The following is a 15,683-nucleotide window of genomic DNA, read 5'->3' on the forward strand; positions in this document are numbered from 1 at the left end:
CGTGCCCCATAAGTCGTAGACCGGAACGGTTCACCTGCGGCCTGCCTTCAGGAACGGCCGAGTTCCTGATTGATGAAGTTGAAGATCTCGTCGTCCGTGGCCGCATCCAGCTGCTGAGACACGGCAGACTTCGGATCACCCTCGGCCACCCCGCCCAACTCCGACAGGATGCTCCGAAGACGGGTCTCAACGAGCCCCCTGACGTCGTTCTCTGGGGAAACTCTTGAAATCGCGCTTGCAAGGCGGTCCAGGTCAGCCAGTACAGCGGCTTCCGGCTCGTCCTCTGTGGCACCGAACAGCGTGTCGTGCACATGCTCCGCCAGCAGCTGCGGCGTCGGGTAGTCGAAGACCAATGTGGCGGGTAGGCGCATTCCGGTGTCGGCGTTCAATCCGTTGCGTAGCTCGACCGCGGTGAGCGAGTCGAAGCCCAGCTCCCGGAATGCCTTGACGGGCTCCACGGACTTCAGGTCACGGAATCCGAGAACGGCGGCCGTGTGGGTGCGTACGAGATCGAGAACGGCCTGCGAGCGCTCCACGGGGGAAACGCCCGCGAGCCTGTCGAGGAGGGACGGGCCCGCCCCATCTTCAGCCTTCCCGGGTGTGCCACTCAGCGCGTCAGCGGCTTCCGGCAGATCTTCCAGCAGGGGGCTCGGGCGGGCGCTGGTGAACGCCGGAGCAAACCGCGCCCACTCCACATCCGCCACCACCACCAAGCCTTCCACGCCCACAACGGCCTGCTCCAGCACCGACAACGCCAGCCCCGGATCCAGCGGCCTCAGCCCACGACGCCGCAGATGCTCCTCCGCACCATCCCCGGCCGCCATACCCCCCTCACCCCACGGACCCCACGCCACCGCACAGCCCGCCAGCCCCCGCACCCGACGCGCCTCAACCAACCCATCCAGAAACGCATTCGCCGCCGCATACGCGCCCTGACCACCACTGCCCCACACACCAGAAATCGAGGAGAACACCACAAACGCATCCAGCTCCCGATCACCCAAAAGCTCATCCAAATACGCCGCCCCCGCAGCCTTCGCCCCCATCACCCCAGCAAAATGAACCCCATCCACCTCAGCCAGAGATCCCGAATCCGCCACACCCGCAGCATGAAACACGGCGTCAACCGGATGCTCGGACAGCAGCGCCTGGACCGCGTCCCGGTCCGCGACATCACACGCCACCACCGACACCCGCACACCCAGAGCCGACAACTCCGCCTCAAGCTCCCCAGCCCCAGGAGCCTCCAGACCACGGCGGCTGGTCAGCACCACATGCTCCGCGCCCCGCTCAGCCACCCACCGAGCCACCCGCCCACCCAACGCACCCGTACCACCCGTAACCAGCACCGTCCCCCGCGCCCGCCAACCCTCAACACCCCCGCCAGGAACCGGAGCATGCACCAGGCGGCGGCCGAAGACCCCCGACGCCCGCACCGCCACCTGGTCCTCAGCGCCATCGGCCAGCACCCCGGCCAACCGGTCCAGCGACCTACGGTCCACAACCTCGGGAAGGTCGGCCAGACCGCCCCAACGATCCGGGAACTCCAGCGCCGCCACCCGGCCCAGACCCCACACCGCCGCCCCAACCGCATCCGGAGCCCCATCCGACCGGCCCACAGACACAGCCCCACGAGTCACCACCCACAAGCGACCCGCAACACCCGCATCCCCCAACGCCTGCACCACAACAGCCGTATCCACCACATCCACGGCACCCAGCAACAGCACACCAGCAACCGGCTCATCCCCCAGCCCGGCGAACTGCTCAGCCAGCACAGCCCGATCCACACCAGGACCGCACTCAACCCGCTCAACCAGCGCACCACACCCCGCCAGCCCATCCACCACCGAGGAAACCCAGCTCTCCCCCGCCGGAGCCACACAAAGCCAACGCCCACCCAACCGCGCAACCCCAGCCCCAACCAACGGCTTCCACTCAACCCGATAACGCCAACCATCCACCACCGACCGCTCACGCCGCTGCCGCCGCCAAGACGACAACGTACTCAGAGCCTCACTCCACGAAGCATCACGATCGATCGCCAGATCCCCAGCCAGGCCGTCCAGATCTCCGCCTTCAACGGCCTCCCAGAAGAGCGCATCCGCCGCGTCCGGGGCGTCGGCGGCCCCGCCGGCCTCAGCCCCCGATGACTCCAGCCAGTAACGCTCGCGCTGGAAGGCGAACGTCGGCAGATCCACCCGTCGAGCCCCGGGGAAGAACGCCCGCCAACTCACGCCCCCACCATGGGTAAACGCTCCGCCGACTGCAGTCACCAGCGCTTCGACCTCCGGGCGGTCCCTGCGCTGGGTGGGTACGAGGAGATGGTCCGTCCGGTCTACACATCCCTGTGCCATCGCGGTCAAGGTTCCGTCAGGACCGATCTCCAGGAACTGGGTGACGCCGTGCTCTTCCAGCCGGCTGATGCCGTCGGCGAACCGGACGGCCTCGCGAACATGCCTCACCCAGTACTCGGGAGAGGCCAGATCCGTAGCGAGTTCACCCGTCACATTCGAGACCACCGGAATCCGCGGCTGCTCGTAGGTCACACTCTCGGCGACCGTACGAAACTCGGCCAGCATCGGATCCATCAACGGCGAGTGGAACGCGTGGCTCACCCGCAGCCGCTTCACCTTCCGGCCCTCGGCCTCGAACTGCTTCGCCAGCTGAGTGACCGCGTCCTCATCACCGGAGACGACAACCGACTGAGGCCCGTTCACCGCCGCAATACTCACCCGCTCCTCATCCAGCAGCGGCAGCACCTCGGCCTCGGTGGCCTGGAGCGAGACCATCGCCCCACCCGTCGGCAGCGCCTGCATCAACCGGCCACGCGCCGCCACCAGACGGCACGCATCCCCAAGACCCATCACACCGGCCACATGCGCGGCCACCAACTCACCGATCGAATGCCCCAGCAGGAAATCAGGCCTGACACCGAACGACTCCACCAACCGGAACAGCGCCACTTCGACCGCGAAGAGCGCAGGCTGCGTAAAACCAGTCCGACTCAACGCATCCGCGTCATCACCGAACACGACATCCCGCAGCGGCAACTCCAACTCACCATCAAAATAGGCACACACGGCATCAAACGCCTCCGCGAAGACCGGGAAGGCGCCGTACAACTCCCGCCCCATCCCCACCCGCTGCGCGCCCTGCCCCGCGAACAGCAGAGCCGTCCGCCCGCTCAGGGCTCGGCCCCGCACAACAGCCGCGCTTGTCGCACCCTCGGCGAGAGCGCTCAGTCCCTGCACGGCGGAGTCGTGATCGTGTACGAGAACCACTGCACGGTGCTCAAAAGTCGCCCTCGTTGCAGCCAGCGAGAAACCCACGTCATAGGGCTCGAATCGGTCGTCGTCCATGCGCGTCAACAGTTGGACCGCCTGTGCTCGCAGAGCAGCCTCGTTGGTCCCGGACACCACCCACGGCAAGACAGGCAGCGAGAGGCGCTCCGCCTCCTGCACCGCGTCGTCAGCCGCCGGAGCCTGCTCGATGATCGTGTGGGCGTTGGTGCCGCTGATTCCGAACGACGAGACACCCGCCCGACGAAGCCGATCGCTCTCCGGCCACTCCACGGCCTCGGTCAGCAGCCGAACATTCCCCGCCGACCAGTCCACATGCGACGACGGCTCATCCGCATGCAACGTCTGTGGCAGCACACCTCGCTGTAGCGCCAGCACCATCTTGATCACACCGGCCACACCCGCAGCCGCCTGCGTATGACCGAAGTTCGACTTCACCGAACCCAGCCACAACGGCCGGTCCTCATCCCGTCCCTGCCCGTACGTCGCCAGCAGCGCCTGCGCCTCGATCGGATCACCCAACGACGTACCCGTACCGTGCGCCTCCACCACATCCACATCCGAGGCCGAGAGGCCCGCCCCCGCCAACGCCTGCCGGATCACCCGCTGCTGCGAGGGACCATTCGGCGCCGTCAAACCATTCGACGCGCCATCGGAGTTGACGGCTGTCCCACGGATGACGGCGAGCACCGGGTGCCCGTTGCGCCGCGCATCCGACAGCCGCTCGACAAGCAGCATGCCGGCACCCTCCGACCACCCCGTGCCGTCCGCGCGCTCAGAGAACGCCTTGCACCGGCCGTCGGCGGAGAGTCCACGCTGGCGGCTGAACTCGTAGAACATCGAAGGTGTGCACATGACGGCGACACCCCCCGCCAGGGCGAGATCGCACTCCCCCGACCGGAGCGCCTGGGCCGCCCAGTGCAGGGCCACCAGCGACGACGAGCACGCCGTGTCCACTGTGACCGTGGGCCCCTCGAAGCCCAGCGTGTAGGCGATACGGCCCGAGGCGACCGAGGTGGCGTTACCGGCCAGCAGCAGCCCTTGGACACCGTCGGGGATCTCCCCGGCTACCACTCCGTAGCCCGAGGTCGCCGCGCCCACGAACACACCCGTGTTGCTGCCGCGCACCGAACCCGGCTCGATGCCCGCTCGCTCGAGCGCCTCCCACGAGATCTCGAGGAGCAACCGCTGCTGCGGGTCGGTGGCCAACGCCTCCCGCGGGCTCATCCCGAAGAACGCCGGATCGAAGAACCCCGCGTCATGCAGGAAGCCGCCTCCGCGGGCGTAGAAAGTTCCCCGGCTCTCGGGATCGGGGTTGTACCCGCCCTCGATGTCCCAGCCCCGGTCGGCAGGGAGGTCCGAGATCGCGTCGCCGGCTCCCCTGAGCAGCTGCCAGAAGTCCTCGGGCGTATGTATGTCACCGGGAAAGCGGCAGCTCATCGAGACGATGGCAATGGGGTCGTCGTCAGCAGTGTCCCGCCGTGAGGCGGCTTCCCTCGTCTCCACCTCCAACTCGCCCTCACCGAACAGCTCGCGCTGCAGATGCCGAGCCAGCACCACCGGTGACGGGTGATCGAAGACGAGGGTCGCGGAGAGCCGCAGCCCAGTGGCCGCGTTGAGGCGGTTGCGCAGCTCGACAGCGGTGAGCGAGTCGACGCCGAGCCCCCGGAAGTCGCGTGCGGCCTCGATCGACTCGGGGCCGGGGTGTCCCAGTACGAGCGCCGCCTGGGTGCGTACGAGCTCCAGGAGCGAAGCTTCCCGCTCGCCCTTCGGCAACGTGGCAAGACGGGCTCGAAGTACGTCGACCGCGTTTTCGCCCGGTGCTCTGGAGGCCGCGGTGCGCCGTTCTGGAATGCCCAGCAGACCGCTCATTATCGCGGGGAGGACTGCTGCCGACTGCTGGGAGCGCAGCACCGTGTGATTCAGCTGGACAGGGACGACGAGGGGTACGGCGGAGTGGCGAGCGGCATCGAATGCTGCCATGCCCCGTTCCGCGTTGAAGGGGACCATGCCGCCGCGTTTCATACGCTGAAGGTCCGCTTCGCCGAGCTCTCCCGTCATCCCCGCACCTGATGCCCAGGGACCCCAGGCCAGCGAGGTCGCCGGAAGGCCAAGGCCCGCGCGCCGGCACGCCAGAGCATCCAAGAAGGCGTTCGCCGCCGCATAGTTGGCCTGCCCCGCACTGCCGAGTGTCCCCGCCACCGACGAGAACACCACAAACGCAGACAGATCAGCAGCCACGGTCAACTCATGCAGATTCAGCGCGCCATCCACCTTCGGCGCCAGCACCGCATCCATCCGCTCCGCCGTCAGCGACGACAACACTCCGTCGTCGAGCACCCCGGCGGTATGGACCACCGCCGTCAGCGGATGCTCACCAGGGATCCCCTCCAGCACGGAAGCCAGCGCTTCGCGGTCGGCCGCGTCGCAGGCGGCGACGGTGACTTCGGCACCGAGCGCGGCCAGTTCCTCGCGCAGTTCGTCGGCGCCCGGCGCGTCCAGGCCCCGGCGGCTGGCCAGCAGCAGATGCCGTATGCCGTGCTCGGCCACCAGATGCCGGGTGACCAACGCGCCCAGACCACCTGTACCGCCCGTGACCAGTACCGTTCCCTCAGGATCGAGAGCCGTCGGCACAGTCAGCACGACCTTGCCCACATGCCGAGCCTGGCTCAGGAACCGGAACGCCTCCGGTGCCCGGCGCACATCCCACGCCGTCAACGGCAACGGTCGCAGCACCTCCCGCTCGAACAGGTCGAGCAGCTCGGCGAACATCTCACCGATCCGCTCAGGCCCGGCCTCGACCAGGTCGAACGCCTGGTAGCGCACGCCCGCATGGTCGGCGGCCACCTGCTCGGGCTCGCGGATGTCGGTCTTGCCCATCTCCAGGAACCGCCCGCCACGGGGCAGCAACCGCAACGACGCATCCACGAACTCCCCCGCAAGGGAGTCAAGCACCACGTCCACACCCCGGCCGCCGGTCACGCCCAGGAAGGACCCTTCAAAATCCAGGTCACGGGACGACGCGATGTGCGCAGCGTCCAGACCCGACCCGCGCAGCGTCCCCCACTTGCCGGGACTCGCCGTACCGAACACCTCAGCACGCAGATGCCGCGCCAACTGCACCGCGGCCATACCCACACCACCCGCGGCAGCGTGAATGAGGACCGACTCCCCAGCCCGGAGCCCACCCAGATCCACCAGCGCGTAATACGCCGTCAGGAACACGACCGGCACAGAGGCCCCTTGCGCGAACGACCAGCCCTCCGGCATCCGCACGACGGTCCGGGCGTCGGCCACGGCCGTCAGGCCGAACGCCTGGGGGAACAGCCCCATGACCCGGTCACCCGGCGCAAGACCGTGGACTCCGGCGCCGATCTCGGTGATGACTCCGGCACCCTCGAGACCGAACGCACCCGCATCCCCGGGGTACATCCCGAGCGCGTTCAGCACATCGCGGAAGTTCACCCCGGCAGCACGAACGGCGATCCGGACTTCGCCGGGCTCCAGGGGCCGCTGGTCGATCGGTACGAGCGCCAGCTGGTCCAGTGTGCCCTTGGCCGTGATGTCGAGCCGCCACCCGTCCCTGGCCTCTTCGGGCACGGGCAGCTCATCTCGCTGAACATTGCTGCTCAGTCTCGGCAGGTAGACCGTGCCTGCCCGCACAGCGAGCTCCGGCTCCCCGGACGCAAGCGCCTCGGGCAGCGCGGCCAGCGATTCCTCTGTGCCATCCACATCCACGAGTACGAACCGGTCGGGGTGCTCAAGCCGGGCGGCCCGTACGAGACCCCAGACCGCGGCCTGCGCCGGGTCGAGCTGCCGCTGCTCTGCCGACACGGCGTTCCGGGTCACCACGACGAGCCGGGAGTCGGCAAAGCGCTCCGCCTCCGACCACTCCTGTACGCGGGCCAGGGTCTGGTGCGTCGCGGCCCGCGCCGCCGCGGCGGGATCGGCAGGCTCGTCACTTGCCTCGTCCAGCCGCAGGACGACGAACGCGGGAACATCCTTCGGCAGAGCGGAGCCGAGAGTCTCCATATCGACGCCGGCTTCTGCCGCCGCCTCGGGCGCCGGGATCCAGTCGATGCGGTGCAGTGCGTCCGAGTGCGAACCCGCCGCCCGAGCCCCGCCGAGCAGCTCCGCGGATACCGGCCTCAGCGTGAGCGAGGAGATCGCCGCCACAGGCCGCCCCTCCGCGTCAGCCAGCTCGAGCGACAGGCCGCTGCTCCCGGTTGTCGACACACGGGCGCGCAACACGGATGCCTCGGATGCGTACAGCTCCGCCCCTTCCCAGGAGAACGGCATGCGTCCCCCGACGAGGTCCTCGCCGGCTCCCAGGCCCAGCACATGCAGCACCGCGTCCAGCAGCGCGGGGTGCAGGCCGTAGCGCGACGTCTCGATGTCTTCGGGGAGCTCCACGGTGGCGAAGAGATCGTCACCCCGCCGCCATACGGCTCGTAGGCCGCGGAAGGCAGGACCGTACTCGAACCCGGTCGCTGCCAGCGTCTCGTACAGGCCATCGACCTCGACCGGGTGGGCATCTGCCGGTGGCCAGACCGCGAAGTCGAACTTCTCCCGGCGCTCGCTCGCTCCGAGTACGCCGATGGCGTGCCGGGTCCATGGCTCGTCGGTGGAGCCTGGGCTCCCCTCGCGGCGGGAATGGATGGTGAGCGCCCGGACGCCGGAGGGGTCGGGTTCCTCAACGCGCATTTGCAACTGGACCGCGCCATGCTCGGGGAGCACCAGAGGTGCTTCGAGAGTCAGTTCGCCGACGTGGTCGCAGCCGACCTGGTCGGCGGCGCGCAGGGCGAGTTCAAGGAAGGCTGTGCCGGGGAACAGGATCGAACCTTCGACGACGTGATCCGCCAACCACGGCTGGGTCTTCGCGGAGACCCGTCCGGTGAAGACCACAGCAGTGGAATCGGCGAGGGTCATGCTGGCCGCGAGCAGGGGGTGCCCGGCTGCTTCCAGCCCTGCCGAGCCGAGGTTGCCGACGTCGGTGTGCGCGAGCCGCAGCCAGAAACGCTGGTGCTGGAAGGCATACGTCGGGAGGTCGACGTGCTGAGCGCCGGTACCGGCGAAGAGCGGGGCCCATTCGACGGAGACACCGTGAGCGTAGGCGTGGCTGAGGGCGGTGAGGAGACTGGTCGCCTCCTGGCGGTCCTTGCGCAGGGTGGGGACGAGGAGATGGTCGGTCCGCTCTACGCATCCCTGTGCCATGGCGGTCAGCGTGCCGTCCGGGCCGATCTCCAGGAACCGGGTGACGCCGTGCTCTTCCAGACAGTGGATGCCGTCGGCGAACCAGACGGCCTCGCGCACGTGCCTCACCCAGTAGTCGGGAGACATCAGGTCCGTGGCGAGTTCACCCGTCACATTCGAGATGACCGGGATACGGGGCTGCTCGTAGGTCACACTCTCGGCGACCGTACGGAACTCGGCCAGCATCGGCTCCATCAACGGCGAGTGGAAGGCATGACTGACCCGCAGCCGCTTCGTCTTCCGGCCCTCGGCCTCGAAATGCGCGGCGATCTCCGCAACGGCCAATTCCTCACCCGCAATGACCGTCGCCCGTGGACCGTTCACCGCCGCGATGCTCACCCGCTCCGGGTCCAGGAGCGGCAGCACCTCGGCCTCGGTGGCCTGGAGCGAGACCATCGCCCCACCCGCCGGCAGCGCCTGCATCAACCGGCCGCGGGCCGCCACCAGACGACACGCATCCTCCAGCGACCACACCCCCGCCACATGCGCGGCCGCCAACTCACCAATGGAATGCCCCAGCAGGAAATCGGGCCTGACACCGGACGACTCCACCAGCCGGAACAACGCCACTTCGACCGCGAACAACGCAGGCTGCGTAAAACCCGTCCGATTCAACGCATCCGCGTCATCACCGAAGACCAATTGCCGCAGCGGCAACTCCAACTCACCGTCAAAGTACGCACACACGGCATCAAACGCCTCCGCGAAGACCGGGAAGGCGTCGTACAACTCCCGCCCCATCCCCACCCGCTGCGCACCCTGCCCCGCGAACAGCAGAGCCAGGCCCCCTTCCGGGCGTGCCTCGCCTGTGGCGACGTTCGCATGGGCTTCGCCCCGGCTGAGGGCGCGCAAGCCGTCGAGCAGTGTTTCCGCGTCACCCCCAAGTACGACGGCACGGTGTTCAAACGCCGACCGGGTGGTGGCCAGTGACAAGCCCACGTCGAGAGCGTCCAGCTCCGTACCGTTCTCCGCGTACGCAAGCAGCCGCTCGGCCTGTGCTCCCAGCGCCGCCTCGCTGCGCCCGGACAGTACCCAGGGCACGAGCGGAAGGCCTGCCGTGGCGGTTACCCGCACCGCGTCGTCAGCAGCCGGAGCCTGCTCGATGATCGTGTGGGCGTTGGTGCCGCTGATTCCGAACGACGAGACACCCGCCCGACGAAGCCGATCGCTCTCCGGCCACTCCACGGCCTCGGTCAGCAGCCGAACGTTCCCCGCCGACCAGTCCACATGCGACGACGGCTCATCCGCATGCAACGTCTGTGGCAGCACACCGTGCTGCATCGCCAGCACCATCTTGATCACACCGGCCACACCGGCGGCCGCCTGCGTATGACCGATGTTCGACTTCACCGAACCCAGCCACAACGGCCGGTCCTCATCCCGGCTCTGACCGTACGTCGCCAGCAGCGCCTGCGCCTCGATCGGGTCACCCAGCACCGTTCCGGTGCCATGTGCCTCGACCGCGTCCACCTCCGAGGCCGAAAGACCCGCGCCCGCCAACGCCTGCCGGATCACCCGCTGCTGCGAAGGACCATTCGGCGCGGTCAGGCCATTCGACGCACCGTCCTGGTTCACCGCGCTACCGCGTACGACCGCCAGCACCCGGTGACCGTTCCGCCGCGCATCCGACAGCCGCTCCACGACCAGCATCCCAACGCCCTCGCCCCAGCCCGTGCCATCCGCACCCGCACCGAATGCCTTGCACCGGCCATCCGCAGCCAGCCCGCGCTGACGGCTGAACTCCACGAACGCACCAGGCGTGGACATGATCGTGACACCACCGGCCAGGGCGAGGTCGCACTCCCCCGAACGCAGCGCCTGAGCGGCCAGATGCAGCGCGACGAGCGAGGACGAGCAGGCTGTGTCCAACGTCACCGCCGGCCCCTCGAGCCCCAGCGCATAGGCCACCCGGCCCGACACGACGGCGCCCGAGCTGCCGGTGAGGAGGTGCCCCTGGATGTCCTCGGGCATTTCACCGGCGCCCGACCCGTAGCCCTGGTAGCCACAGCCCACGAAGAGACCGCTTCGGCTGCCCCGGAGCGAGACCGGGTCGATCCCCGCCCGCTCGACGGCCTCCCAGGACACCTCGAGAAGCAACCGCTGCTGCGGATCCATGGCCAGCGCCTCGCGCGGCGATATTCCGAAGAATCCGGGGTCGAACTCGCCCGCGTCGTCGACGAATCCGCCCTCGCGGACATAGCTGGTGCCCGGGAGGCCCGATACGGGATCGTAGAGCGCGTCGATGTCCCAGCCGCGGTCCTCCGGGAAAGGCGAGATGCCGTCGCCACCCTCGGTGACCAGCTTCCAGAGGTCTTCCGGCGAGCGTACGCGGCCCGGATAGCGGCAGCTCATCGCTACGATCGCGATCGGCTCCCCGTCCCCGTGGACCGGTTGGGCGAGCGCCTCTTCGTGCCGCTCCTGGCTCTCTCCCAGCAGTTCGGCACGGAGATGGCCCGCGAGCGCCGACGGGGTCGGATAATCGAACACGAGCGTCGGGGAGAGGGAGAGGGCCGTCGCCGCGCCCAAAGCGTTGCGCAGTTCCACGGCGGTGAGCGAGTCGATGCCGAGGTCCTGGAACGTGCGTGCTGTCTCAACGGATTCGGGGCCTGGATATCCGAGTACGGTCGCGGCGTGCTCGCGTACGAGGCGGAGCAGCCGCTGTTCCTGCTCGGCCGGGGTGCGCAGCCCGGCAAGCAGGCTGCGGATGCCCTCGGTCGGGCTATGTCCAGGGAGACGTTCCGCTGATGCTTCGGGCAGCTTGCTGAACAGTGCACTGCGGCCCGCTGGGAAGCGGGTCCAGTCGATGTCGGAGACGACCAGATGCGTCTCCTCGTCGTCGAGTGCCTGGCGCAGCGCGACAAGCGCGGGCTCGGGGTCCATGGGCGGCAGTCCCGCTCGGATGAGCCTGGCACGCACGGCGGGGGCGTCAGCCATGCCATGGTTCGCCCAGGGGCCCCAGGAGATGCTGGTGGCGGGCAGACCGTTGGCGCGACGGTGCCGGGCGAGCGCATCCAGGTAGGCGTTGCCCGCCGCGTAGTTGGCCTGGCCGACAGATCCGAGGGTGCTCGCGATGGAGGAGAAGAGCACGAACGCGGACAGGTTGTGCTCGCGCGTCAGGTCGTGGAGGTTCGCCGCTGCTTCGGCTTTGGGGCGCATCACGGTGGCGAACCGCTCGGCGTCCATCGAGGAGAACGCGCCGTCGTCAAGGACGCCCGCCGCATGGAAGACGCTCCTCAGCGGGTATTCCTCGGGGATGGAGGCGAGCAGTTCCGCGAGCGCGGCGCGGTCGGCCGTGTCGCAGGCGGCGATGGTGGTCCGGGTGCCGTACTCGGCGAGTTCGGCTACGAGTTCCTGGGTTCCTGGTGCGTCTGGGCCGCGCCTGCTGGTGAGCAGCAGGTGCTCGGCACCTTCGCGGGCAAGCCGGCGAGCGACCTCGGCGCCAATGGTTCCGGTTCCCCCGGTGATCAGGGTGGTGCCGCCGAGGGTCCAGGGGCGGGCGGTCTTGTCACCCTGTGGGGCGCGTACGAGCCTGCGGGCGAACAGGCCCGAGGCGCGTATGGCGTACTCGTTGCCGCTTCCGGCGTTGCGGTCCGGGTCCGTGAGGAGGGAGCAGAGGCGCGTGAGGGCCCGGTCGTCGAGCTGTTCCGGAAGGTCGACGAGGCCGGTCCAGTGGTCGGAGTGTTCGAGGGCCGCAACGCGCCCGAGGCCCCAGAGGGTTGCCTGCTGGGGGGCGGTGAGCGGGTCGGAGCGGCCGATGCTCACCGCGCCTCGGGTCGCGGCCCACATCCTTGCGGGTGCGCTCTCGCGGGCGAGACCCTGAACGAGTGCGGTGGTCAGTGCGAGCCCGGAGGGGACTTCGGGGTGGTCGGGGTGGCGTCCCTCGCTCAGCGCAAGCAGCGAGAGGATGTTGACGCCGTCTTGTGCTCGTGCCTGGTCGACCAGTTGGGCGATGTGTTCACGATCGGCACCCGGTGTGAGGGACACGGTCACGACGGTGGCGCCATGGCTGGTGAGTGCGGCCTTGACGGCGTCCACGGGCCGGTGGTCGTCCAGCTCCTCAGGCACGACCAGCGTCCAAGCGGCGGGCGTGGCCACGGCGGGACGGTGGTCCCACGGGTCCGGGGCTGGACGGTCCCACGGGTCCGCGGCGGGACGGAGGTCCACCGGTTCCCACTGCTCGCGGTAGCGCCATGACCGCGCGGTGAAGTGCTGCTGCTGGTCGCGGTGGTACGCGGCGAGCGCGGGTACGACGGGTTCGAGGAGGGAGCGGTCGAGGCTGAGACCGGCGGCGAGTTCCGGCACGTTCTCCTGTTCGACGGCGGTCCAGAACGCGGAGTGTGCGGACTGGCTGCCGGGCTCGTCCGCGGCTGCCTGCGCGGTGAGCCAGTATCGAGTGCGCTGGAACGCGTACGTGGGCAGCTCGACACGGCGCGCGCCGGGCAGGATGGCGGCCCAGTCGAGGCGGGCGCCGGCCACATGGAGCTTGCCGATCGCGGTGAGGAGGCTCGCGTCTTCGGGCGTGTCCTTGCGCAGTACGGGGGTCAGCAGGCTGTCGCCGTCGGGCAGACAGGCAGCCGCCATCGCTGTCAGGGTGCCGTCGGGGCCGATCTCCAGGAGCCGGGTGACGTTGCGCTCGGCGAGAGAGCGGACGCCGTCGGCGAACCGTACGGCCTGGCGGGCGTGGCGCACCCAGTAGTCGGGGCTGCACAGTTCGTCGGCCGTGGCGAGGCGGCCGGTGACGTTGGAGACGATGGGGACAGTGGGCTGCCGGTACGTCAGCTCGCGGGCGGTGGCTCGTAGGTCGTCCAGCATGGGGTCCATGCGGGGCGAGTGGAAGGCGTGGCTGACCCGCAGGCAGGAGATCTTGCGGCCCTGGTCGCGGAAGTGGTCGGCGATGGTGAGGACGCTGTCCTCGTCTCCGGCGATGACGGTGGCTTGCGGGCCGTTGACGGCGGCGATGCTCACCCGGTCGCCGAGGCCGGCCAGCAGCGGAACCACCTCGGCTTCGGCTGCCTGGAGGGAGACCATGGCTCCGCCGGGCGGGAGCGCCTGCATCAGCCGACCGCGAGCCGCCACCAGCCGGCAGGCGTCCTCAAGGGTCAGCACTCCGGCCACATGAGCTGCCGCCAGCTCGCCGATCGAGTGGCCCATCAGGAAGTCGGGTTTGACGCCCAGCCGCTCAAGGAGCCGGAACAGCGCCACCTCGAAGGCGAAGAGCGCGGGCTGGGTGTGGGCCGTCCGGTTCAGCAGCTCCACGTCGTCGCCGAAGACGGTCTCGCGGAGCGGCGGGGCGAGTTCACGGTCGAGGTGCGCGCAAGCGGCGTCGAAGGCTTCGGCGAACGCGGGGAACCTTTCGTGCAGCTCGCGGCCCATGCCGAGGCGCTGGGAACCCTGGCCGGTGAACAGGAACGCGGTCTTGCCGCGTACGGGCGAGCCGGTGACCGCACTCGTGGCGGCCGCGTTCTCGTCGGCGAGTACGGCCAGCCGGTCGCGCAGCTCGGCCGGATCCGCGCCGAGGACGACCGCGCGATGCTCGAAGCCCGTCCGGGTGGTGGCCAGCGAATACGCCACATCGCGTGGGTCCAGGCCGGGGTGAGCGTCCACATGCGCGAGCAGGCCCCTGGCCTGAGCCCGCAGCGCGGGCTCGCTGCGGGCGGAGAGCACCCAGGGGATGCGCGGGAGTGGGGCGGCAGTCCGGTGGGCGACCTCCGCCCCTGCGTCCCCCACGCTTGCGTCCTCCGCCCCTGCGTCCTGCTCATCGGCGGCCGGGGCCTGTTCGAGGATGGTGTGGGCGTTGGTGCCGCTGATGCTGAAGGAGGAGACGGCGGCGCGGCGCGGCCGTTCGCTCTCCGGCCAGGCCACGGGCTCGGTCAACAGCCGCACGTTGCCCGCCGACCAGTCCACGTGGGTGGAGGGCTGCTCGGCGTGCAGGGACTGCGGCAGTACGCCGTGCTGGAGGGCGAGCACCATCTTGATCACACCGGCCACACCGGCGGCTGCCTGTGTGTGTCCGATGTTCGACTTCACGGAGCCGAGCCAGAGCGGCCGGTCCTCGTCCCGGTCCTGCCCGTAGGTGGCGAGTAGTGCCTGTGCCTCGATGGGGTCGCCGAGCGTCGTCCCCGTGCCGTGTGCCTCGACCGCGTCGATGTCGGCCGTGGACAGGCCCGCGCCCGCAAGCGCGGAGCGGATCACGCGCTGCTGGGCAGGGCCGTTGGGGGCGGTGAGTCCGTTGGACGCGCCGTCCTGGTTGAGGGCGCTGCCGCGTACGACGGCCAGGACCGGATGGCCGTGGCGGCGCGCGTCGGACAGCCGCTCGACGAGGAGCATCCCGGCGCCTTCCCCCCAGCCGGTGCCGTCCGCGCGGTCGGAGAAGGGCTTGCACCGGCCGTCGCCGGCGAGGCCGCCCTGACGGTCGAACTCCACGAAGGCGGCGGGGGTGGACATGACCGCGACACCGCCCGCGAGCGCGAGGTCGCACTCGCCCGCCCGGAGGGCCTGGGCGGCCAGGTGCAGTGTCACCAGCGAGGACGAGCAGGCTGTGTCGACAGTGATGGCCGGGCCTTCGAGGCCGAGTGCGTAGGCGACGCGGCCCGAGACGACGCTCCCCGTGTTGCCGGTGAGGATGTGCCCTTCGATGCCCTCGGGTACGTCGCCGCGCAGGCCGGATCCGTACTCCTGGTTGCTGCACCCCGCGAAGACTGCGGTCCGGCTGCCGCGCAGCGTCGCCGGGTCGATCCCCGCCCGTTCGAGTGCCTCCCAGGAGATTTCGAGGAGCAGGCGCTGCTGGGGGTCGGTGGCCAGCGCCTCGCGTGGGCTCATCCCGAAGAACTGCGGATCGAACTCGTCGGCGGTGTGGACGAAGCCACCCCGGGTGGTGGCCACGTCGAGTGCGTCCAGGTCCCAGCCCCTGTTGGCGGGGAAGTCGGACAGGGCGTCCACGCCCCCGGCGAGCAGCTCCCAGTACTCCTCAGGCGTGTGCACCCCGCCGGGGAAGCGGCAGCTCATGGCGACGACGGCGATGGGTTCCCCGGCGGCGGCGACGAGTTGCTGGTTCTGTTTACGCAGCCGATCGTTCTCCCGGAGCGAGGCCCGGAGGGCTTCGACGATCTGATCCGCGGACGTGGCCAT

1 protein-coding gene is annotated in these 15,683 nt (G+C 69.5%); it reads right to left on the reverse strand.

The window, feature by feature from the left end; all coding sequences use genetic code 11:
* Positions 1-47: 47 nt before the first annotated feature.
* Positions 48-15,683, reverse strand: a complete 15,636-nt coding sequence (locus tag ACFYWY_RS34940) for a type I polyketide synthase (protein WP_389194469.1) — start codon at positions 15,681-15,683, stop codon at positions 48-50.

Source organism: Streptomyces sp. NPDC002870 (assembly GCF_042888505.1).
Taxonomy (GTDB): Bacteria; Actinomycetota; Actinomycetes; order Streptomycetales; family Streptomycetaceae; genus Streptomyces.